Genomic DNA, 24,966 nt, shown 5'->3' with positions numbered 1-24,966 from the left:
ATGTCTATTGAAATTAACGTTCCTGATATTGGTGCAGATGAAGTTGAAGTTACCGAAATTATGGTAAAAGTGGGCGATAAAGTTGATGTTGAGCAGTCGTTAATTACCGTAGAAGGTGAAAAGGCGTCAATGGAAGTTCCGTCACCACAGGCTGGGGTTGTCAAAGAAATTAAAGTAGCAGTTGGTGATAAAGTGGCAACCGGCAAGTTGATCATGGTTTTTGATACAGAAGAAAAAGCGCCGGAAGTTAGTGCTAAAACAGCCTCAGATTCAAACTCAGATAAAGCAGATAGCAAAGATGTAGCTCAAGCAAAAAGTGAATTAAAGGAAGTTATTGTACCGGATATTGGTAATGATGAAGTTGAAGTTACTGATGTAATGGTTAACGTTGGTGATAAAATTTCCGTTGAGCAATCACTAATTACGGTAGAAGGCGAAAAGGCATCGATGGAAGTGCCTGCACAGTTTGCTGGTGAAGTCAAAGAGATCAAAATTGCAAAAGGTGATAAAGTTAAAACTGGTTCACTTATTATGATTTTTGCAGTTGATGCCACCGTAGCTTCGCCAACTGCCAGTGCAGAAGCTAGCAGCGCTGAAATAGCAACGAAATCTGCAGTCCCATCTTCTGAAGAGCCTCAAGTTTCATCTACTGCAAAGGCTAGTGGTATTTCTGAGACTAAGAATGAATTTATTGAAAATGATGCGTATGTACATGCAACACCGCTTATTCGCCGTTTAGCGCGTGAATTTGGTATCAATTTGGCTAAGGTAAAAGGAACTGGGCGTAAAGGTCGCATTCTGCGTGAAGACGTTCAGGCTTATGTGAAAGAAGCGGTAAAACGTTCTGAAGCTGGAGCGACAACAGCGGGTGGTTTGCCAGGCATGCTACCATGGCCAAAAGTTGATTTTAGTAAATTTGGTGAAGTTGAAGAAGTTGAACTCGGTCGCATTCAAAAGATATCTAGTGCTAACTTGAGTCGTAACTGGGTAATGATCCCGCATGTCACCGTTATGGAAGATGCTGATATTACCGAAGTAGAAGCTTTCCGCAAGCAGCAAAATAAAGAGATGGAAAAGTTGCAAACGGGGATAAAAATTACACCGTTAGTTTTTGTCATGAAAGCGGTTGCTCGAGCATTAGAAGAAATGCCTCGTTTCAATAGTTCGATTTCTGAGGATGCTCAGCGTTTAACATTAAAAAAATATGTTCATATTGGTATCGCCGTTGATACACCAAATGGTTTAGTGGTGCCTGTTATTCGCGATGTTAATAAGAAAGGCATTATCGAGCTTTCAAAAGAATTGATGGAAGTATCGAAGAAAGCGCGTGCCGGCAAGTTGACTGCGTCTGATATGCAAGGTGGCAGCTTTACCATTTCTAGCTTAGGTGGTATTGGTACAACGAGTTTTACACCCATTATTAATGCGCCAGAAGTGGCTATTATGGGGCTATCTCGCTCATCAATAAAACCAGTATGGAATGGTAGTGAATTTATTTCTCGTCTGATATTACCTATGTCACTATCCTTTGATCATCGTGTTATTGATGGTGCAGACGGCGCGCGTTTCGTCACTCGTATTGCACAGTTAATGAGTGATATTCGCCGTTTGGTTATGTGATTTATAGACCGGCAGAATGTCGGTCTATTTTATTATTAGTAGTTACAGAATTTTTTCTATTTCATCCTATAGGTTGAGAGTTCTGTCACGTTCGAGTGCTTTCAAGAATGTTAACAATTCTGTAAACTGCCTGTAGTACACACGTCTCGGTGGTTATAAATTTTTTCGTCTGACCCGCCGGACAACAAAAGTAAGAGGTCATGATGAGTACTGAAATTAAAACCCAAGTAGTGGTTCTAGGTGCGGGCCCTGCGGGTTATTCAGCAGCTTTTCGCTGTGCAGATCTGGGTTTAGAAACAGTTTTAGTCGAGCGTTATGCGACATTAGGCGGTGTTTGTCTCAATGTCGGTTGTATTCCTTCCAAAGCATTATTACATGTTGCAAAAGTTATTGAAGAAGCCAAGGCATTGGCAGCACATGGGATTGTATTTGGTGAACCGAAAACCGATATCGATAAAGTAAGGCTGTGGAAAGAAAAAGTTATTGGTCAATTGACAACCGGTCTAGCAGGAATGGCAAAAGGCCGTAAAGTTAAAGTTGTTAATGGCTTAGGTAAATTTACCGGCGCGAATACACTGGTTGTTGAAGGTGAAAAAGAAGTAACGACGATAAACTTTGACAATGCCATTATTGCAGCAGGTTCACGTCCGATCCAACTTCCATTTATTCCACATGATGATCCTCGTGTGTGGGATTCTACTGATGCTTTACAACTAAAAAAAGTTCCCAAGCGTATGCTAGTGATGGGCGGTGGTATCATTGGTTTAGAAATGGGGACCGTATATCATGCATTAGGATCGGAAATTGATGTTGTGGAAATGTTCGACCAGGTTATCCCCGCAGCCGATAAGGATATTGTTAAACTTTTTACTAAACAGATAAGTAAGAAGTTTAATTTAATGCTTGAGACTAAAGTGACTGCGGTTGAAGCTAAAAAAGATGGTATCTATGTCACAATGGAAGGCAAAAAGGCGCCGGCAAAACCACAGCGCTATGATGCAGTTTTAGTGGCAATTGGTCGTGTACCCAATGGCAAATTGATTGATGCGGGTAGAGCAGGAGTCGAAGTGGATGAGCGCGGTTTTATCCATACAGACAAACAGATGCGTACCAATGTGCCTCATATTTATGCGATTGGTGACATAGTTGGCCAACCAATGTTGGCTCATAAAGGTGTCCATGAAGGTCATGTGGCGGCTGAGGTGATCTCTGGTTTGAAACACTATTTTGATCCAAAAGTTATCCCTTCAATTGCTTATACTGAGCCGGAGGTTGCCTGGGTTGGTTTGACGGAGAAAGAAGCTAAAGAAAAAGGTATTAGTTATGAAGTGGCCTCTTTCCCATGGGCTGCTTCTGGTCGTGCTATTGCATCTGATTGTTCAGAGGGTATGACCAAGCTTATTTTTGATAAGGAAACTCACCGTGTTATTGGTGGAGCGGTCGTCGGTGTTAATGGTGGCGAATTACTCGGTGAAATTGGTTTAGCGATTGAAATGGGCTGTGATGCAGAAGATATTGCATTGACCATTCATGCTCACCCTACATTATACGAGTCAATTGGTATGGCTGCTGAAGTATTTGAAGGAAGTATTACTGATTTACCTAATCCTAAAGCGAAGAAAAAATAATTTATTTCAATAAAATAAATTTGTTGTGAAAATTATTTGATTTGTTACTAGCTCCTTTATTTGATTTAAATAAGGGAGCTATTTTTTTGATTGAAAAGTAAGATTAATCGTTTATTCAATTGAAATGTTTGTTATTTAATAAAATTAACTAGTTATTACAAATTATTATAAAAAACAAACTATTTTTGCTATTAATGGATAAATTTTTATACGTAAAATAGGAATAAGTTAGGATAAAAAATGTATCAATATATATTGATCTTGATGAATGTTGGAGGTATGTAAATAAATTAACAGTATAATTAAATTCTGTTATTCTGGATGTTCCATACTGGGCATAATTGATAGATGTAAAATTATGTTAAGCCAATTCCTCTGACCAGGCACTTCATTTTCTATTTGAGATATTGATAGCCAGGTATATAAATTAAAATCAATTGAGGAGAACGTCGTGCTAAAAGAGTACCGTGAGCACGTAGCTGAACGTGCGGCACAAGGAATAATACCTAAGCCACTGAATGCTACCCAAGTTGCTAAGTTAGTTGAATTAATAAAAAACCCGCCTGAAACTGAAAAAAATTTTCTATTGGATCTGTTAAGTAATCGTATTCCTCCAGGTGTTGATGAAGCTGCTTATGTAAAAGCTGACTTCTTAGCTGCTATCGCACAAGGAAAAACATATTCCACCTTACTTACCTCAACAAAAGCGATAGAGTTATTAGGTACTATGCAGGGTGGTTATAATATCCACCCATTAATTGATGCGTTGGATGATGAACAATTGGCACCAATAGCAGCCAAAGCCTTATCCCATACTTTATTAATGTTTGATAACTTCTATGATGTAGAAGAAAAAGCAAATATGGGCAATACATATGCGCGTCAAGTGTTAGGCTCGTGGGCAAATGCCGAATGGTTTCTTGAGCGGCCTGCATTAGCAGAAAAACTAACTGTAACTGTCTTTAAGGTAACGGGTGAAACGAATACTGATGATTTATCACCAGCACCTGATGCTTGGTCACGACCGGATATTCCGTTACATGCACAAGCAATGCTTAAAAATGCCCGTGATGGCATTATACCAGATGAGCTTGGTGTTATTGGGCCCATCAAGCAGATTGAAACATTGAATAAAAAAAGTTTTCCATTAGCTTATGTGGGTGATGTTGTCGGTACAGGCTCTTCGCGAAAATCAGCAGCCAATTCAGTAATATGGTTTATGGGCAAAGATATTCCTTTTGTACCTAATAAACGTAATGGTGGCGTTGTGTTGGGCGGAAAGATTGCGCCAATATTTTTTAATACCATGCAAGATGCGGGCGCTCTGCCAATTGAAGTTGATGTGACTTCACTTAATATGGGAGATGTGATTGATATTTATCCCTATAAAGGAGAAATCCGCTGTCATGCCACTAATGCGTTATTAGCAACCTTTGCATTAAAAACTGACGTTTTACTTGATGAAGTGCGAGCTGGTGGGCGGATTGCGTTGATTATTGGCCGCGGATTGACGGCAAAAGCGCGAGAGTCTATGGGCTTGCCTATTAGTGAAGTATTTCGCCAGGCAAAATCAGTTATACAAAGTGACAGAGGCTTTACCTTGGCACAAAAAATGGTTGGTCGTGCTTGTAATAAGCCTGGAATTCGTCCTGGCGAATACTGTGAACCCAAGATGACGTCGGTTGGCTCGCAGGATACTACCGGGCCGATGACACGAGATGAACTTAAAGATTTAGCTTGTTTAGGTTTTTCAGCCAATTTAGTAATGCAGTCATTTTGTCATACCGCTGCTTATCCAAAGCCTATCGATGTGACAACTCATGATACTTTACCCGATTTTGTTATGGATCGTGGCGGGGTTTCTTTGCGTCCCGGTGATGGCATTATTCATTCTTGGTTAAATCGCATGTTGCTGCCAGATACAGTAGGAACGGGAGGGGATTCACACACGCGTTTTCCTATCGGTATTTCATTCCCAGCTGGTTCCGGTTTAGTTGCTTTTGCTGCGGCGACGGGTGTTATGCCTCTAGATATGCCTGAATCGGTATTAGTCCGCTTTAAAGGTCAAATGCAGCCGGGTATCACGTTACGCGATTTAGTTCATGCAATTCCTTACTATGCTATTGAGCAGGGATTATTAACAGTCGAAAAGCAAGGTAAAAAAAATATTTTTTCCGGCCGAATATTGGAAATTGAAGGCTTACCACAATTAAAAGTTGAACAAGCGTTTGAATTAGCAGATGCCTCGGCGGAACGATCAGCAGCGGGTTGTACAATCAAGTTAGATAAAGAACCGATTATCGAATATCTACAATCTAATATTGTATTATTGAAATGGATGATTGCTGAGGGATATGGTGATCGCCGTACTCTTGAACGTCGCATTAATTCAATGAATAAATGGTTGGCTGATCCGCAATTATTAACCGCAGATGCCGATGCAGATTATGCGGCTATCATTGAAATTAATTTAAATGAAATAATCGAACCCATTTTATGTGCGCCGAATGATCCTGATGATGCACGTTTATTATCATCAGTGGCACATGAAAAAATTGATGAGGTTTTCATTGGCTCTTGTATGACTAATATTGGCCATTTCCGTGCAGCAGGTGAGCTTTTAGAGCGATATAAAGGGCAAATTCCCACTCGCTTATGGATTGCTCCGCCGACGAAAATGGATGCGACCAAGTTAATCGAAGAAGGTTATTATAATATTTTTGGTAAAAGTGGTGCACGAATTGAAATTCCTGGTTGTTCACTCTGTATGGGTAATCAGGCGCGTGTTATGGATGGCGCAACCGTTGTTTCAACTTCTACTCGTAATTTCCCAAATCGATTAGGAACGGGAGCCAAAGTTTTTCTTGCATCAGCAGAACTTGCTGCGGTGGCTTCATTATTGGGCTATTTACCAACAGTGGAAGAGTATTTGCAATTTATTAATGGCGTGGGTAATAACAGCCAAAATATTTATCAATACTTAAATTTTGACTTACTACCTCAATATACAGATAAAGCAGATAGAATAATTTTTCAGTCTGCTGTTTAAAACAATAACTTTTCTTATACCCTATTACATTATTTCTTACTGTAAGTAATCCAGAAATAGGGTATAAGGTTTAGATTATTCTGTCTGTTATCTAAAGTTTTATACCTACTTTAAGCGTTATATCTATTATTTATGTAGTTGCTTATTTTTCAAGCAACACTGAATTAGATTTGTTAAAGTGAATTAAAAAAGCGATCGAAATTAGCTTTTATATAAGTAAGTTGTGCATTAAATGCGGTTTTAACTAGATCTTTTTGACAGCTATTAAGATTTTCTTTTTTCAATTTGAAAAAAGAATCTTGCATTAATTGAACCGTTACATCACATGATTTCTGGAATGCTGTTATAACGTTATTTTTACCAGTGTTGGCTGCTTCAATGACGATTTTTTCAAAAACAAGATCGGCTACATCACGAATATTCTGAACTTCTTCGTTATTAATTCTACCATCTTCATATGCTCGTTTTATAATTTTATCTAATTTATCATTAATTTCTTTAACATCCATAATTTAAATCCTTTTAGTAAATAAAATATTTCATATAGTGAATGACAGTCATTTAGCTAATTCATGAAGAAAATGGTTTTTGCACAAACCTAATTAAAGCTTACTCATTTAAAGTTATCGCTACAACAAAACATAGTTATAAACTCTCTTAAAAATGGCATTGTGGTATAGAATAAGCTAAGCCGGCCTTACTTATTGGTAACAAGTTATCGCTTACTAATCGTCAATTTTTAAGTGAATATTTCTATAAATAACTGTGTATTTATATTGTCGGAAAAATAAAGTATTTTTATTGTAATGGTAATATTTTGAGCGGTTAAATGACGAATTAAAGTCGCACTAGAGTAAAAGGATGGAGATGCGATATGGATTATGAATTTCAGCAGAATGTTACAGGCCATGTCATTGCTCGATTTTCAATGGATCATGAAGCAGTTGGTTATTGGTTAAATGAGGAAATTAACGGTGATTTATGTCAGTTAGAGCAGATCCAGACAGGTTATCGTTCTATTAAAGGTAGTGGTCGTCAATGGAAAAAAATCGGGCGTGAATATACATTGTTTATGGATGATAAGGAAATCATGATCCGAGCTAACCAGTTACATTTTCAAACGGAAGATTTAGAAGAAGGGATGTGTTATTACGATAATGAAAGTATTGCATTTTGTGGTTTAGATGATTTTATTAACATGTTGGAAAACTATCGTAACTTTATCTTATCAAATAGCATCAAGTAAAGGATGACAAAATTGCTATTTTATTTTGTCAATTTCATATCTAAGATCAGACAGTTTTTGATATATGATTAGTAATTGTTTATTTTCTAGAAGGGGATTGAGATGGATGAAAATGGTGTAGTAGAAACGATTGATCAGGCAAAGAGTTGGTTTATTAATCATCAGGATCTATTAATTCAGTATGCGGTAAATATCGTTTTTGCATTAGTTATCCTATTTGCTGGTTTGATCGTTGCTAGATGGATCAGTCATATCACTAATCGATTAATGTCATTACGCGGAATAGACAAGACGGTCAGAGATTTTTTATCAGCAATTGTTCGTTATGGCATTATTGCATTTACCTTAATCGCCGTATTAAGTAAGTTAGGCGTACAAACCGCCTCTGTCATTGCTGTTTTAGGTGCGGCCGGGTTAGCGATTGGTTTAGCTTTACAGGGATCTTTATCTAATTTTGCTGCTGGCGTACTATTGGTTATTTTTAGACCATTACGCGCAGGGGAATATGTCATTTTAGGCTCGGTGGAAGGAACTGTGGAGCATGTGCAGATTTTTTCAACCTCATTACGCACTGCCGATGATCGCATCGTTGTTATACCCAATAGCAAAGTAATTAATGACAATATCATTAACACCTCTCGTGAGCCAAATCGGCGTACGCAAATAATGGTAGGTGTCGCTTATAATGCGGATATTGACAGTGTTAAAAAAGTGTTAGGCGATGTTATTGCGGCAGATGAACGTATTCAGCATGATAAAGGGGTTACTATCCGTTTACATGAAATGGCACCTTCTTCGCTTAATTTTGTAGTACGTGTTTGGACGACTAACGCTGATGCATGGAATGTTTACTGGGACTTAATGGAAAATTTTAAAAAACAGTTAGATGCACATAATATTGGCATACCTTTCCCACAAATGGATGTTCATTTATATCAAACTAAAAATGGCTAACCAATCACATTGGTGTGGATTAGGCTTCACACCAATATTTTTATTGGTTAGTAAACTATTTCTCTATTTATTGACGTGTATTAATTAGCGTTAATTAAAATTATTCATTATGATTAATCTTTCCTATTATGCTTTTTAATATTCTATCATGTTAAGAATAAACAATTATTGGCTAGCAAATAGTCTATCTAGTATTGAATTAATTATGTGGAGGTCTCGTGAAGCTTAGTTCGATTATATTTTTAGCCATGATGTCAGTGAGTTCATTACCTTTACTTGCTCAAGCTAATTCCTTACCTAATGGGCCACACATTGTGACCTCAGGCAATGCAACGATAAAAGCCATACCAGATATGGTAACCTTATTAATTAATGTTGCTGTAACAGAAAAAAATGCGGCATCAGCTAAAGCGGCAGTTGATAAACGTGTCAAAGAATATTTTGATTTTCTCAATAATAAAGGGATAGCGAGTAGCGATATCAATGCAGCAAATATCACCACTCAGCCAAAATATGAATATGATAAAGCAGCAGAAAAATCTAAAATAGTTGGTTATACCGCAGAACGTTCAGTAGAAGTTAAACTATATAAACTGGATCAGCTAAATACGTTATTGGATGGTGCTTTAGCCGCAGGTTTAAATGAAATCAATGCGGTGCAATTTGGCGTTAAGGACCCTAAACATTATCGTGATGAAGCACGCAATAGAGCAATTGATAATGCTAAAGCGCAAGCAGAGGCGCTAGCGGCGGGATTTAATGTTAAATTAGGTAAAGTTTATAGTGTTAATTACCGAGCACCTGATGCAACCCCTTACCCAATGCCAAGAATGAAGGCGATGACGCAAATGGTAGCTGCCGCTGCCAGCGATAGCAATCAAACTTATGAACAACAGAGTATTGATTTTACCGATCAAATTGACGTTGTTTTTGAATTGAAACGTTAATTTTTTGTTTTTTACATTACTATTTTCTTGTTTTAATATCTGGCGTCCGGTTTGTACTAGGGCGTCAGGCATTAGGCATTCGATAAAAATATGAATGATAAAGATAGTCGTATTTTATTTAGCCAAACTATATTAAGTTCATTATCTCTGATTGCTAAACTGAGCTTATTGTCATAAAAATGAATTTTTTAAGGCAAGCAGATAGGATATATCAGCTAGCAAAAAAATGGATTGTAAAAATTGAGAAGTCGCAATTAGTTCTTATATCCTTGAGGTTAAAACTTTAGCTAAAGACTTTAGCTTCATTATTGATATTAAGTATACCTTTTTCTGATTGTTATAGAACAATATGATAACCAGAAGACAAATTCGTTATTAAGCTTTGATGAAATATTAATAATATTATTAAAAAATTATAAGTAAATATTTCAAATATAGCTAGTGCCTAAGATTAATATAATTATATTTTTTATATCATTAATTATCATCAATATACTTATAACTTGATAATACATATTTATTTCTATTATATATTACTCTTTTTTATCATTCTTTTATTAGTCATTCCCCAAAAAATTTATAATTTCATTATAGTATGAAATAGTCTTTTATTTATCTATTAATTAATAAAATAAATGTTCTCTGATATTAAAATAGTTACGTAATATTTATAGTGATTATTATTTATATTTTTATGAAAAATAGTAAAGTCACCGTTAATATTTTATATAATTTAAGATAAGTTAATTGTTATAAATTATAAAATTTTTTTACTAAAAAGATTTTAAATATGATCTATATATTATTAATATTATGTGTAAATTTATATTAAAAATTATTATTAATAATAGGTAATTTATTATGCCGGAAAATGAAATAAAACGAGTGGATATTGATTTTAAGCAAAGAGAAATAATTTTTACGTTTGCGAAAAAATGGTTAGATCATAATAGTAATAAATTCTTTCTACGCAGTAGTGATGAAAGGAAAAAAATAATCTACGATGGCATATGTTTGGGATTAACACGTTACTATATGGCACATATTGCTCAAAATAGGCAACAAAACCCAGCGGTTTTTTTTATTAAATTTTATCGTTTAATTGGAATGGCGAATAGAGAAATTCCTATTAATGCTGGGATTCTTGAACGTTATCAAATAGAAGCTGAAAGACGGTATGCAAATGCTATTTTAGATAAAGTGTTTTTTGATATACTTAATGAACATACATATGCCAATAACATAAATTTCTTGCAGGGTTATGTTATTCCAGAAGTAAAAAACTACTTACGTACTAAAGAGGATCCTACGGCTGTCAATGCTCATAAAATAATTAAGCGGATTTATAGAAATGAATTAATTAGAAATCCTGATTTAGTCAAAGAGAGATGGTTTATTGATATTTTCTTAATAGCAGAAAAAAAATTTACCGAATCCGATAAAAAATCTATTATTGAAATACAATCAGCAATTGAAGCCGCGAAAATTAACATTTATAAGATTTATGTAGATGATGATATGAATTATCTGAAAAATCGTGGAATTGTTTATTTAAAATCAAGAAATTCTACGACTCATAGCAGATATTTTATAGATATTGATAGATTATTTTTACATATTGAAAATACCAATCGAGATAGCTACTATGAAATAGCTACTCTTGATCATATTATGCTGTTAACCGTTAAAGTTGATCCAAATAATCAACAGAAGAGTTTAACATTTTTTGATTCTAATAAAGGATTATACCTTTTTAATGATCTCGCTGAGGCAAAGAATTTTATTATTGAATTTAGTAAATATACTAGCGAAAAGTATCAATGGAATTTAGAAAAGATTGATAATCCAGAAATACGTGTCGCTTTTTTTGCCAAAGCTAGCACTTTTAATGATCAATTAATTGATTTGACGCCACCTAAATATAAAATTAGCTTGATGGTTATCAATAAACTGGTTACTCACGGTGATATTATCCAAACTAATGAGGAGGTAGAAATAAAATTTTTGCAGTTGAATCAACATAATAAAACAGTCACATTTACAATAGAAAAAAAATCAAATATTGCTCATGAAAATAAAAAAATTATTATGAGCACTGATCATATTGATGTAAGAACAATAATCTACTTGGTTAATAAAGAACAAGATAATTTATTTGCACTGTCCCATCAGAATTTATTTACTCGTTTTGATAAAGGTAATATTCAAGTTTACCGTTTACCGGATGACTTTGATCTTTCGGCTAATCTTAATGATATTCATGGCAAACTGCCAACGCCTGCTTATAAAGTAGTACCAGACGGTGCTATTAAAAGCTTTCAAATGGTTAGTCAAGCGCCAAGAATGGATGGCAATAATAGTGTGAATATAGATTTTGATAACTGGGAACAACCAATAATACATCGAAAATTGGTAACTACTAATCAAAACAACCCGCCTTCATTATATAAACGAACGATTATTATTCAAATTCAATCTGATACTATTCTTGACCAGGTTGTCGCAGGTTTAATTGCTAAACATCCAGAAAAAACCATTTTATTGCAATTTGATATTGCGACAAAGAAAAGACGGCTTGCTTATGGTCGCTACGAAGATTTATTGTCAGCAGGTAAAACACGTTGGATAGTTGTTGGTCACGGTGATTATCAAGGCAATGGAAAAGTTTCGAAATTTGCTCAACACTCTCCGAAGGCCGTTGTTGATGGATTGCTATGGTTAAAGAATGATTTAGCAATAAAACAAACGCCGGATAAAATTGTGCTAATGGGTTGTGACTTAGCTAAAGGAACAGCAAAAGAAGACTTTGCTTTTAATATGATCCAATTACTCAATAAAAATGCGCTTGATGCGGATATTATTGCTTATACGAATGATTTATTTGTTGATAACCATGGTAAACGGATTGGTTATATCAATAGTGAAAGTAATGAATTTCTGCCTGCCCGAATTTATAAAAAAACCTATCAATATCACCACGCAACAGACAGTATCACAATTAACGGTAAGCCCGCCATTTTATCTTTATTGCATGATTTGCAGGCGGACAAAGTCTCCTTTGAACGATTTATTACTGATAATCAGCCATTATTGACCCCATTATTTTCTGATCTAACTGGAGAATTAAATATTGATCTAATCAAAAAAATTGCCTATGACCAACGAGCTTATGATTTATTTAAAAATGCAATTAATGAGTCAGACTACAATGATTATGAGAATTTTTATAATAAAATAACGAGTGAAATGATTAATAACGGTATTGATGAAGCGCCAATATGGAAGACCGTAAATAAAAACTATATTGATGAAAATAAGTTAAATCTTCCCGATAATAATAGTGATAAATTGAATGTTATTATTCGCCTAACTAGTGATAAAGAGAGTCTGACTAAAGCGCAATTATATGCCATATTTAAACCCGAAAATACCCTTATTATTCAGTATGATGTTAAAAATAATCAGTCGTTTATTGAATATGGCACCTTGTCAAGTTTAGCATTGTACGGCAATCACAGTTGGACGATTTTAGATGGCAATGAGTTGCAGTCATTGGATCCTGATACTCTATCACAATCATTACTGGTTTTACGGCAAAAATACCCGCTAAAAGTGCCAACGGAGATCAAACTATTTAATGATAAAGGCAAAATAGAAAATACTGCTATTTATGATCCTCAGTATGTAGCCGCCCGTTTATGCCAAAAATTGGCGGAAAAAGGGCTGAATTCTTCGGTTTCAATTCACCAGCCAAAATCAGAATTTATGTTGCCAGATTCTGAACTCGGTATTTTGCTGGATGATTATCATGAACTGCAAAAAAACACTTTTCAGCTTGATAGTACAACGCAAAAATTGATGATTAATGGTGAACCACCAATTAAGGCTTTGTTACTCGATATTGTAAGCGGGAAAATAACGCTAGCAGAAGTTACCGCTAAAAATCCTGCAATATTGCTACCTAGTTTTGCTGATCAGCAGGGTAAACTTGATATTAAGAAACTTAAGCAAACAATTTATGATCCGCTATTAAGTATTAAGGTTAACCAGTATTTTGCCCATGGTGATTATCTTGCTCATGATGCTCGGTTACGCTGGAATTCCCTTTTTGTTGCACAAGAGACCTTATCCTTAAGTCAGCAATCGGCAGAATTATCTTTTCTGGTTGGTGAATTACAGGCAAATCCCTATGCTGTTCGCTATTTAAGCGATCATAGTCGCTATCTATTAAGACAATATTTTTCATCCAGTAATGGTGAACTTGATACCATTTATTTAATGCAGGCACTTGCACATCCAGAATATATTGAATTTATTCAAACTCAATTACAGGAATTTACTGGTCTAAAAATTGGTAATGAGTTTGACGGACTTTCATTAAAACAAACTTTGATGAAGAGTTCTACTTGGCGGCAACGAGTTTTGGATAATATAGTCAGTTTAACTAAATCAGCACAATGCTCGCAGAGTGAGGCAACCATATCTGTGGTTAGCCATGGAGATTATTTGGATAAGACAAATACCAATAGCTTACGTATTGAACAAGCATTGGGTGCTCTTTATGTCATAGCATGTCAGAAAGGGAAGCAAGCAGAATTTATTAAAATATTAGCATACCAACAGGCTTTGCTTGAGCTTAATAGCAAAAGTGAGCCTAGTAGCCAGGATCAACAATTTTTAACCGAGTTTGACGCTGCCATTAGCCAGCTGCAAAAGATTAATTATACTGCACGGATTGAAAATCAATCACTAAAAAACTGGTTAATGCAAGCATCGGATGGTGGTTACTATTTGCAGTCAGGTGAGCATGCTTTTACTGTTGTGATTAAGCGGCAAGATGATATTTTTCAATACCAGCTTTATGATCCGAAAGCCGGTGAACTTGTTATTAATAGTGGTAAGCAAAAACAAGCACAAGAGGATTTTTTCCATGTCTTTCAAACGTATTTAGATAGTGAGACCCGATACCACAAGGAGAACACAGAGCGGAAAGCTGATTTGATGATTGAAAACATTAATGGTGATTATCTCTTTGACATCTATGAATTAATACTTGATCAATAGTCAGTTGAAAAAACAGACGTTTTTTGGCAATTTACTCCCCCTCAGTTAGATGCTAACACTTATTTGGTTAAAATAAATAATATTGAGATTAGCCTGCCATTATTGATACGTGCTGGAGCACAAATTGATGGCCAATCTCTATCAGTCAGACATATTCAATCATTGCCAGACTGGCGTGAGCGATTGACATTTGATGCCGCTATGTTAAGCCATCACTTGATGTTACTTGATGGTAGTCATCATGACCCGCAATTTATTAAATTAATTAAATCACTAATTGATCAAAAAGGGCAAGATAACCTGATCGCCACGCGTGCGGAGTTGGCAGATGTAGGGATAGTAAAACAGCAATTAGGCTATGTTGATCGCTATGTTAAAGGTGAGGTAATTGATGCTGCATTGTGGCATGAAATGAAAAATACCACCTTTAAATTGCCCCGTTATGCGCGAATAATGAGTAAAGTAGGCTATGGTTCACAAGCTATCGGGATTGCTCAGCTTTGGATTTTAACTAACCGGGCGGCAGATCAATTACAGGATCCGCGTTTATCCGATGAACAAAAAGCTGAAATTAGGCAGCAACTTGCAGTGGCATATGGCGCCGCAGCGGCCAATTTTGGTACCGATATCATGCAGCCAATCATATTTAAATCAGTAAATAAAATCACTGATTCCACAGAGATTGCCGCCAAATTTGCCGGCCGCGCAACAGCAGTATTAAATGCTTTGTCGGCCGGATTTGATATTTACAATGCTTATCAGTCATTTCACCAATTATCGACCGAAGCTGATCCTGAGGTGCGACAAGATTTGATCGTTAATGGAACGATTGCGGTCGTCAGTGCGGCGGTCAGTATCGCTGTTTCGGTTGCTCTTTTGGCTGGTTTTTCTGCTGCCGGGCCAATAGGCATTGCTGTCGGGGCTGGATTAATGGTTGGTGGCATGATTTATAATGGCATTAGAGCCGTTGAACGTATTGAGGAGAAGGTCAAGCTTACGGGATGGGAAGAGTTTGCGACAGGAATTAGGGCCGCTTTTGGTGAACAGCCACCCACCAGTGTTCTCAACAAGTTGCAAGCCTATAATGAAGAAGAAGGTTACGAGGAGTCACTATTACAACGATTTAAGAACCAAATTAATATTTTTCGAACAGAAGGCTATGGTCGAGCTCTGTATGTAAAAGAGAGTTATCAAATGGCAGAAGTACCGCTGTTTAATCTACGGGATATTGGATCAGGTTTAAGTTTGACAACTAAGGAGCAAGCAAAAGTATTAACTCTTGAAAAATTAAATGGTTCTAAAATACAAATTTCTGCCCATGAACAAACAACAGAAAATTACAATTACCTTGATATGTCCCTTTTGGAGGGCACTATAGGCGATAAAACTTTGGGTAATTCTTTCTTCACTTATCCTAAATACCGATTTACCGAAGATGAAGTTAGCAGAATTACCACGGTATATCCTGATAAATATGCAGCCGAATCTGTCGTAATAAAAAATTACGCCCCAGTAATGAGTTCAACAAGCAATGAAACTTTTATATTTGATCCAGAAAGAAAGGATTTGGATTTTTATCTGACAGGAAAAAAAATAGCATCGATTTATTCTTATATTGAAAAAAATACGCAATTTATTTATTTAACTGACAAGGAAGAGGTTAAGTCCATTCCTCTTGATAGAAATCAGCTACAATATCAGTTGTCACTAGCAGGAGAGAATGCAGGTATTATTTTTAACACGGCTAATGGTAATGATACCATTGTTGGTTTTAAACAGTATAAAAATAGATTTGAGATCTATAACGGTAATAAAGTTTTTTTCGGTGGTGAGAAAAATGATACTTTCGTATTAAATTTTGATGCACATTATCCGAATGAGACACGATATTTAGATGGATATGCAGGTAGTAATTCTATAATTATTAATCAATTACCAGTAATTAAATCTAATTCCAATGTTGATATAGAAAAAAATAGTACTAATTTACAGGGGTTTGATAAGGATAGCTTTACCATACAGGATGGTGTATTGGTTAATTTAGCGCAAGAAGAGATTTGGGCGATCGATAATCACCAGTATGCTATTGATAATTATGATAATGAAAAATCCTCTTCATTTAAGCAATCACAGCTGCTTGCCACCATCAAAAACATGGAAAATGTAACCGTAGTAGCGAATAGTGCCGATATTATTGTTGGTGATGCACGGGATAATGTTTTAGATGGTAATCTAGGTAATGATAAATTGTATGGTGGTAAAGGTAATGATACTTTAATTTTAACTCAAGGCATTGCTGATGGTGGTGAAGGTCATGATGTTTATCGGATTAAGCGCTATAACTGGCAAGATCATATTGAGATATTTGCCGATGATAATTTGCAATATCAGCATTGGGATCCAATAAAAGGCGCTTTTGTTTTTGCTGATACGAATAATAGTGAAGAAATTGCCTCTACAACCAATCCAAAGTTTCGCTTTAAAAACGGCTATTCTTATAATGCACAAATTGTCATTGATGACAGTCATCGAAATATTAATCAACAGAGTGTGGTTTACCTGGATTATGATATTAATGAAATAAAATCTGTTTCCAGATCGGGTAATGATATTGTTATTGAAATTGAAATTATCAATAACGCCAAATTTGTTAAAAATAACATAATAAGTAATATCGTAATTAGATTAAAAAACGTTTATGCACAGGATGAAAAAGGCAACTATTTTACAAATCATGAATATAATGTGAAATGTCAAGATAGCTTTTTACTGTCACCTATATTAGTTTCAAAAACAGATAAAAATAGAAATCCAACTGAATATTTTAAAGCGACATATGTTAGACCAAAATATCCCAATGAAGGAAATGTCTATACCAATGATGTTGAAGTTAATTTTGCGCGTAATAGTTTTAAGGTTTTTAGCAAAGATATTTATAAAATGCCTACTGGCATTAAAGTTATGGCAAAATTTTTAACATCAGAAGGGATGACTATTATTGGTGATAATGATGATCAGATTATTGCTCTGGCTGCACAGTATTATATTTATGTTTCAAAAGGTAATGATTTCTATCTTATTAAGAGCATGGCATTAAAAAATTCTCCTGAAGCTGATACTACTTTCAATCTTAATGAAGATATTATTTTTGATTTTAGTAAAGTAAAAAATAGTTTTGATAGTAAAGATAAGATTATTATCGCAATACAAGAATATAGTGGCTATGATTTTGAATTTGATGGTGAACGTCTTATTCATAAAGATAAAGTTGGCAAAATTGCTAATATTGTTTTTAAGAATTTACCTAAAAAAGAAATAAAAAATATCATTGTACAGGATAAAAATCAGCAATGTTTTATGATGTCATTAAAAAAAGGCGAAAATAAAATTGTTCCAATAATTGCAATTAAAGAACCAACGTCAGGTCATGATATAATTGAGTTACCAGTAGGTTATCGCTTAAATGAAAATCGATTAGATACTATGGCCGGTGATGATATTATTACTGACTTAAGTGGACGCGATAATATAATTAATGCTGGCCCTGGAGATGATTTGGTGACAGTGATAAATGGCAATAATATTATTGATGCTGGAATAGGAGATGATATAGTTGTTACCGCAAAAGGCCATAATATTATTTTACCAGGTGAAGGGAATGATATTGTTAATAGTGGTATAGGTGATGATACTATTATTACTATCAATGGAAATGATGAAATTAATGGCGGTAAAGGTAACAATGCAATATTTATTAATCATCAAGTTGGGCATGTAACTATTAATTGTGCTGGTGGTTCTGATACGATTTATATTCAAAATTTTGATCACTATTTTTCTGATGGGAATATACGATACTATATAGCGGATAACCAACAAGATTATCTTATTAAATCAAAAGATAAGAAATCCAGTATTACTATTAAAAATGCAGTAGCGAATGAAGATAAAATAAAAATTTATGCAGGAATAAATAATGGTAATTATCTGGATAGTGATAGCATAAATATCTTGATCGATAAACTATCAGCTTTTAATAAAGAAAAAGACAGAGCATCATTAAATTTGATTGATTTTATTAACAATGGAGTTGAACAAAATATTTTTGTCGCATCGCAGTATAGTTATTAAACAAAATTAACTATTCTTATAATATGATTAAAGCAAAGAAGTATTTTCTTTGCTTTTCACTATTTTTATTAACTATAATAAAATGAAAATTAATTTTTTATATAGTATGATTGAATGTTTTTTCTAATAATAAATACAACAAGTTATTTTTTCAATTAATTATATTTATTATATTACAATAATTTTTTTAATTACTTATCATTTTTTTATTTTTTATTGAAATAATTTACTAGCTAGTTTAACAATAAATAAAAAGAGCTCATAAAATAAATTAATAAAAGAAAAACTATTAGAATTTAAGTTTTTCATTGAAAAAGAATTTAACTGATGCTCTATCACTGAAATATTTAACTCAAATTAGGTGTTCAAATTAGTATAAAGTATGTAATTAGGCAATGACAATGCGCAAGCGAGGTCGTAGCATTAGGATTTAATGTTAAATTAGGTAAAGTCTATAGTATTAATTAATCGGGTACCTGATGCAACTCCTTATTTAATGCGAAAAATGAAGGCGATGATACAAATGGTAGCTGCCGCTGCCAGCAATCAAACTGATGAACAACAGTGTATTGATTTTCCGACCAAATTGACGTTGTGTTTGCATTGAAACGTTACTTGTTGTTTTCTACATTATTATCTTCTTGTTTTAATAGCTGGCGTCCGGTTTTTACTAGGGCGTCAGTCACTTTTTTCATTGTCCTGCTTTCAGGGGAAAAGCGGTGCCAGTATAGCATTCTACGCTGATATAGTCCGGGAGTAAGATCGACTAGTTGGCCTGAATTTAATTCATTGATAATTTGTAAATGTGGGATCATACAACAAGTTGAGCCTTGCTTGGCAAGTTGAACAAAAGCCTCTGATGAGTTCACAATATGGCAAGGAACACTACCCGGCGATAGGTTAAAATTCTGTTGAACAAAAGCTTGATGCATATCATCCAGATGATCAAAAGCAACAGCCGGCGTTCTTAATAGTGAGGTTTTTGTCACCCCAGTAGGAAAATAGCGCTCAGCAAATGTGGGTGACGAAACGAATAGATAATCTAGCGCACCCAGTTTATCTACTAGGCAGCCAGGCAAGGGCTCTGATTGAATACTAATCGCGCCAACGACTTCTCCTCTACGTAACAGCTCCTGCGTCCGGGTTTCATCTTCGACTTGAATATTAAGGCGAATAGGCGTGTCATGTAGTACTGGATTGAGAGCAGGCAGAAACCAGGTTGCTAAACTATCAGCATTGACCGCCATTGATAGCAGCAACGGGGTTGCGCCACTGTTTTCGTCACCAAGCCATTGCTCTTCCAATAATTCAACTTGATGTAACAGAGCAAGTAGTTTTTGTCCTTGCTCAGTTGGTTGAGGAGGGATCGTTCTTACCAATAATGGCTGACCAAATAGGTTTTCAAGCTGCTTAATTCTTTGAGAAACGGCAGATTGAGTGATACATAACTTTTGCGCTGCGCGCTCAAAGCCACGTTCACGGATCACAGTATCCAGTGCTTGTAGTGCTCGATAGTCAGGGCGTTTAATCACGAAAAAATCTCTTTAGAATTCAATTCAGATGTTATTCTATATCTTACTATGCAATATTTTTCCAATCGATAGCCGGGGAAATTTCGTTATACTAATTAATTAGTAGGTTTTAGCAATAAAAAATAATAAGGCAACTAATTATGACACAGGATGAATTAAAAAAAATGGTTGGCTGGGCCGCTGTGGAATATATCAAAGCCGATATGGTGGTTGGTGTTGGTACAGGCTCTACCGTTGCACATTTTATTGATAGCTTAGCGACACAAAAGCATTTAATCAAAGGTGCAGTCTCAAGTTCAGTTGCTTCTACCGACAAATTAACCGCATTAGCCATTCCCATTCTTGATAGTAATGAGGTGGATGGCGTGGATATTTATATTGATGGTGCTGATGAATTTAATCCAGACTTAATGATGATCAAAGGTGGTGGAGCGGCTTTGACGCGTGAAAAAGTTATCGCTGCAATGGCTAAGCAATTTATCGCTATTGCTGATGAATCTAAGCAAGTTGATATTTTAGGCGCATTTCCATTACCCGTTGAAGTAATTCCGATGGCGCGTGCTTACGTCGCTCGTGAATTAGTAAAGTTAGGTGGCCTGCCAGAATATCGGCAAAATGTGGTTACGGATAATGGTAATGTTATTCTTGATGTTCACAATCTAAAGATCCTCGATCCGATTGAGTTAGAAAATAAAATTAATGCAATTGCTGGGGTGATTACGGTAGGCTTATTTGCTAATCGCGCGGCGGATATTGTTTTGCTGGCAACACCAACTGGAGTAGAAAAATTGACGGCGAAAAACCTATAGTTTGCTGGTTTTTAAAACCTTGATCGGTTATTGAGGCAATATTTATTGCCTCGATTAAATTTAAATTTTTTTACTATCAAATTTAGTCAGTTATATCATTATAATTGTTTTAGTATGATAAAAATCTTACTTTTGCCTGGTTAGTTTCCTCTTTGTTCGTTATAGGTTTTTTTGTTGAGATGAGTTTTGTTGTTTGCATAAACGATAGTGTTGCTACTGAAAAAATTTTTGTTATGGTGGTATGCCAAAATCGGTGATAGCCGCAATCTTAATGACAGGATGGGTCAATGGTAAATGTATCTTTACAAAAACAGAAAATTAAATTTTTGCTTTTAGAGGGAGTGCATCAAAGTGCAATTAATAATCTGCGGGCAGCCGGTTATGAAAATATTGAATACCATGAAGGTGCATTATCAACAGAAGAATTAATCGCAGTGATCCCTGATGTTCATTTTATCGGTATTCGCTCCCGCACTTATCTTAGCGAACAAGTTTTGGCCGCAGCGGAAAAATTAATTGCAATCGGTTGCTTTTGCATTGGTACCAATCAAGTTGATATTCAAGCTGCGGCTAAGCGGGGTATTCCGGTTTTCAATGCTCCTTTTTCCAACACTCGCTCAGTGGCAGAAATGGTACTCGGCGAATTATTATTACTTTTGCGTCGTATTCCAGAAGCGAGTATGAAAGCGCATCGTGGAATATGGAATAAACAAGCCAAAGGGAGCTATGAAGCACGAAGTAAGAAATTAGGTATTATTGGTTATGGCCATATTGGTACCCAATTAGGTATCTTAGCTGAAAATATTGGAATGCATGTTTATTTCTATGATATTGAAAATAAGTTACCGCTAGGTAACGCTTGCCAAGTTCCGACTATGACCGAATTACTCAATATGAGTGATGTAATTAGCTTACATGTTCCTGAAACAGCAAGTACTAAGAATATGTTTGCCAAAGAACAACTGACTTTGATGAAACCTGGCGCGATTTTGATCAATGCTTCACGTGGTAGTGTAGTGGATATTCCGGCATTAAGTGAGGCATTGAAAAGTCAGCATATCTCTGGTGCAGCAATTGATGTCTTTCCTAAAGAACCAGCCAGTAATGGTGATCCTTTTAGCTCGCCGTTAATTGGATTTGATAATGTTATTTTAACTCCTCATATTGGTGGTTCTACCCAAGAAGCACAGGAGAATATTGGTCATGAAGTGGCTAGTAAGTTAGCAAAATATTCTGATAATGGTTCTACTTTATCGGCGGTTAATTTTCCTGAGGTTTCATTACCTATCCACACAGAAGAGACTAATCGTTTATTACATATTCATGAAAATCGTCCAGGGATGTTAAATCGTATTAATCAGATCTTTATGGAAGACGAAATTAATATAGCGGCACAATATTTGCAAACTAAGGGAAATATTGGTTATGTTGTGATTGATATTACAAGTCAACCGGAAAAGACAGCAAAAAGTTTATTACAAAAATTAAAATCTTTACCTGGTACTATTCGTACACGCCTGCTGTATTGATAAAATTTACTGATTTATTCTTCTAATAAATAGCCCGTTAATGCGGGCTGATTTTTATTGTATATTAATATATTTATTTTACAAAAGAGGAGTATTTGTATAGTTGATAATTTATTAATTAATATATTTAATGTGTTTTTTCTCAATATAAAATACTATCAATTAGTAATATTTTATAAAAAAATGCTTATTATTAGTTTCATCCTAATATTAATTTATTTAAAATATTATCTAATTAACTTGGAAAGATATATTTTAAGGAAGCTATTATGTCAATTAATGGAATTAAAAATCCAGATGTTATTTTTTGTCAAAATAAACATATTTTTGAAGATTTTAATCAAAAAATAGCACTATTAAAAAAGAAGTATTTTAGATTAGATTTAACTGATAAGCGCTTTCAAATTGATGAAGGAATATGTTATGGCCTGTCTTTAATGTATATGTGTCAGTTTGCACAGGGTGGCTATGTGCAAGGTGATAAATTCTTAGAGTCAATTAAAGAATTAAATCAGCTAAGTAATTTAGCCATTACACATGATATGGATGATTATGACAAAATCATTATTGAAGCTAAAAAACTACATGCTAATGCAAAAATTAATGATTTACTTAACGAAGCAATTTATTTGCATAATTTTATTAATAAATATGCATTACTTTATGCAACAAAATTGGTTAATTTAAGGCAAGTCATTAATCAAAATAATAAAGATATCATGGAGATTTGTAGAGGTGGTAAGCATTTTACCAATAGAAACGATGTTAATTGTTTTATTGATAAATTTTATGCAGAAAGTATAAATCAAAATAATGAATTGGTTCAATTTAAATGGCATAGAGACATTTATGTAGAATGGCAGCGTATTTGTACAGTAGAAAATATTTTATCTATACAAGATATTCTTCTCAAATTTAAACAGGCAAAAACAAATGTCATTAATTCATATTCAAAGGATATTGAATTTTTTCTGTCTAACTATAATATCGGATATGATAATATAACTGGAATAGAACGTTATTGTTTGTTAGAAGCTTCTTCTCAAACTTTTGCTGATATATTGGATAGATTCCGAGCTAATTCTGATGGTATTTATTTGAATATTGGCTTAAAAGCGCATTCAGTGATGCTGACAATTGAGAATGATAACAATCATAAACCAATTTTTACTCTATTTGATTCAAATACAGGGGTTTATCATTTTACTGATAAACAAAAATTAACTGAGTTTTTTAATCAGCTTGCTTCTATCTATGCAGTGGAAAAACAAGCCGATGGAAATTTCACTTTTGCCATGGGAAGTTTTGTTAAAAAGAGTCACCTAGCACATCAACAAGATCATCAGAAAGAGAGGCAGTTAAATCGTTTTTTGGTTAACGATAATGAAATTTCGACTATTGCATTAGCTAAACTTATTGATAAGCAAAACAAAATAAAAATTGATGAAAGAATATCATTAAAATTTATTTCGATAGATGAAAAAACGCAAACAACCAAGTTGGAAATTATTAATCATAAAAATAAAATTAATAAAAAAATAAAATTAACTATCGATTGCCAGTCTGTGGATGAAATAAAGCACTTTATCCAACAGCATAAACAAGATTTAGATAAATATCAGGGTAAACGAATATATTTAAATAAAAGTAACGGCCATTATGATGTTTATCGTAATTCTTATGAACAAAATATTGCTATTTTGCAGCAGAAAATTATTAAGGGGAAAAAACAGCCGGTAAAAACAATTTAATCATAAAATATTTGATGATCTTAATATAACATTGGGTTAATTACTGTTTAATTATTTACCAGCGCCATCTTTTTGATGGAGTGATAATTTCTGGTAATGGGATATCCCATGGTGCAGTGGGGATTTTATCAACCAATTGGCAATCATGGGCTAATCCAATCGGATAAAAATGTTTTTTGTGCCAATCGGATAGCAACCTATCGTAAAATCCGCCTCCCATCCCTAACCGCTGGCCTTGTTTATCAAATGCCACTAATGGCACAAACAGAACATCTAATTGTGTTATTGGTATAACATCCATAACATTAAGCGTTGGCTCTGCAATATTAAAGCGATTTTTTATCAATAAAGTATCAGGACGATAGTTTAGAAATAGTAGCTGATAGCGATTAAAGGGATGTAAAACTGGCAGATAAACTTTCTTGTTTTGTGCCCAGAGATTTTTAATTAATGGATTGGTATTGATTTCGCCATCAAATGAAAGAAATAACCCCAGATGGGAGGCAGATCGTATAAGTTCGTGCGCTAACGCATAGTGAGTTATTTTATCTGCCGCGCTATTTTGTTGTTCACATGTTAATTGTCGACGATATTGTCGTACTGTTTGTCGGATAATTTTCTGTCGTTTTAGTAAGTTATTAGACATAAAATTTAGGATTATCAATCTAGCAGGATAAAATAATGCGATCACTTATTATCGCATCAC

Annotated in this window: 14 protein-coding genes; 11 read left to right on the top strand and 3 right to left on the bottom strand. The window is 34.7% G+C overall.

The annotated features are described in order from the left end of the window. The 3 genes from aceF to acnB all read left to right on the top strand — a co-directional run bounded on the left by aceF (window position 1) and on the right by acnB (window position 6,297). Window positions 1-1,620: a pyruvate dehydrogenase complex dihydrolipoyllysine-residue acetyltransferase gene (aceF, locus tag QE177_RS10590; protein ID WP_280549458.1), complete on the top strand. Its 1,620-nt coding sequence runs from the start codon at window positions 1-3 to the stop codon at window positions 1,618-1,620. Window positions 1,621-1,823: 203 nt separating this feature from the next. Then, window positions 1,824-3,248: a dihydrolipoyl dehydrogenase gene (gene lpdA, locus QE177_RS10585; RefSeq protein ID WP_280549457.1), complete on the top strand. Its 1,425-nt coding sequence runs from the start codon at window positions 1,824-1,826 to the stop codon at window positions 3,246-3,248. A 451-nt stretch (window positions 3,249-3,699) separates the two neighbouring features. Further along, window positions 3,700-6,297 (top strand): bifunctional aconitate hydratase 2/2-methylisocitrate dehydratase, encoded by a 2,598-nt coding sequence (acnB, locus tag QE177_RS10580; RefSeq protein ID WP_280549455.1) that lies wholly within the window; start codon window positions 3,700-3,702, stop codon window positions 6,295-6,297. Window positions 6,298-6,470: 173 nt separating this feature from the next. On the opposite strand, the gene QE177_RS10575 is transcribed toward acnB, so the two are convergent. Beyond that, a complete protein-coding gene (locus tag QE177_RS10575; RefSeq protein WP_280549453.1) occupies window positions 6,471-6,806 on the bottom strand; it encodes a hypothetical protein in 336 nt (111 codons plus the stop codon). Window positions 6,807-7,171: 365 nt separating this feature from the next. Between QE177_RS10575 and QE177_RS10570 the strand changes: the two genes are divergently transcribed. From QE177_RS10570 to QE177_RS10550, 5 genes are all read left to right on the top strand, one after another. After that, a complete protein-coding gene (locus QE177_RS10570) occupies window positions 7,172-7,543 on the top strand; it encodes a YacL family protein (RefSeq protein ID WP_280549451.1) in 372 nt (123 codons plus the stop codon). A 102-nt stretch (window positions 7,544-7,645) separates the two neighbouring features. After that, complete coding sequence (mscS, locus tag QE177_RS10565; RefSeq protein ID WP_280549449.1) at window positions 7,646-8,497, top strand: small-conductance mechanosensitive channel MscS; 852 nt, start codon at window positions 7,646-7,648, stop codon at window positions 8,495-8,497. Between the two features lie 218 nt (window positions 8,498-8,715). Continuing rightward, window positions 8,716-9,444 carry an oxidative stress defense protein gene (locus QE177_RS10560; protein WP_280549447.1) on the top strand — a complete coding sequence of 243 codons (729 nt, stop codon included), beginning with the start codon at window positions 8,716-8,718 and terminating at the stop codon, window positions 9,442-9,444. 861 nt (window positions 9,445-10,305) lie between these two features. Continuing rightward, window positions 10,306-14,508 carry a C80 family cysteine peptidase gene (locus tag QE177_RS10555; protein ID WP_280549445.1) on the top strand — a complete coding sequence of 1,401 codons (4,203 nt, stop codon included), beginning with the start codon at window positions 10,306-10,308 and terminating at the stop codon, window positions 14,506-14,508. A gap of 63 nt (window positions 14,509-14,571) precedes the next feature. Next, the gene (locus tag QE177_RS10550; RefSeq protein WP_280549443.1) at window positions 14,572-18,639 is read left to right on the top strand and encodes a hypothetical protein; all 4,068 of its coding nucleotides are present in this window, start codon (window positions 14,572-14,574) and stop codon (window positions 18,637-18,639) included. Between the two features lie 611 nt (window positions 18,640-19,250). Here QE177_RS10550 and QE177_RS10545 read toward each other — a convergent pair. Next, on the bottom strand, window positions 19,251-20,168 hold the full coding sequence (locus QE177_RS10545; RefSeq protein WP_280552268.1) for a LysR family transcriptional regulator ArgP: 918 nt from the start codon (window positions 20,166-20,168) through the stop codon (window positions 19,251-19,253). 143 nt (window positions 20,169-20,311) lie between these two features. On the opposite strand from QE177_RS10545, the gene rpiA reads away from it, so the two are divergent. The 3 genes from rpiA (at window position 20,312) to QE177_RS10530 (ending at window position 24,260) form a co-directional block, all read left to right on the top strand. Continuing rightward, window positions 20,312-20,980, top strand: a complete 669-nt coding sequence (rpiA, locus tag QE177_RS10540) for a ribose-5-phosphate isomerase RpiA (protein WP_280549441.1) — start codon at window positions 20,312-20,314, stop codon at window positions 20,978-20,980. Between the two features lie 287 nt (window positions 20,981-21,267). Continuing rightward, the gene (gene serA, locus QE177_RS10535) at window positions 21,268-22,509 is read left to right on the top strand and encodes a phosphoglycerate dehydrogenase (RefSeq protein ID WP_280549439.1); all 1,242 of its coding nucleotides are present in this window, start codon (window positions 21,268-21,270) and stop codon (window positions 22,507-22,509) included. Window positions 22,510-22,778: 269 nt separating this feature from the next. Next, on the top strand, window positions 22,779-24,260 hold the full coding sequence (locus tag QE177_RS10530) for a hypothetical protein (RefSeq protein ID WP_280549437.1): 1,482 nt from the start codon (window positions 22,779-22,781) through the stop codon (window positions 24,258-24,260). Between the two features lie 55 nt (window positions 24,261-24,315). Here the strand turns inward: QE177_RS10530 and QE177_RS10525 are convergent, their stop codons facing one another. Beyond that, the gene (locus tag QE177_RS10525; protein WP_280549435.1) at window positions 24,316-24,906 is read right to left on the bottom strand and encodes a 5-formyltetrahydrofolate cyclo-ligase; all 591 of its coding nucleotides are present in this window, start codon (window positions 24,904-24,906) and stop codon (window positions 24,316-24,318) included. Between the last annotated feature and the right edge of the window lie 60 nt (window positions 24,907-24,966).

Origin of the sequence: Arsenophonus sp. aPb, assembly GCF_029873475.1 — a bacterium.
GTDB lineage: Bacteria > Pseudomonadota > Gammaproteobacteria > Enterobacterales > Enterobacteriaceae > Arsenophonus.
Note: the sequence above shows the minus strand (reverse complement) of the source record. Positions and strands in the feature narration are given on the sequence as shown.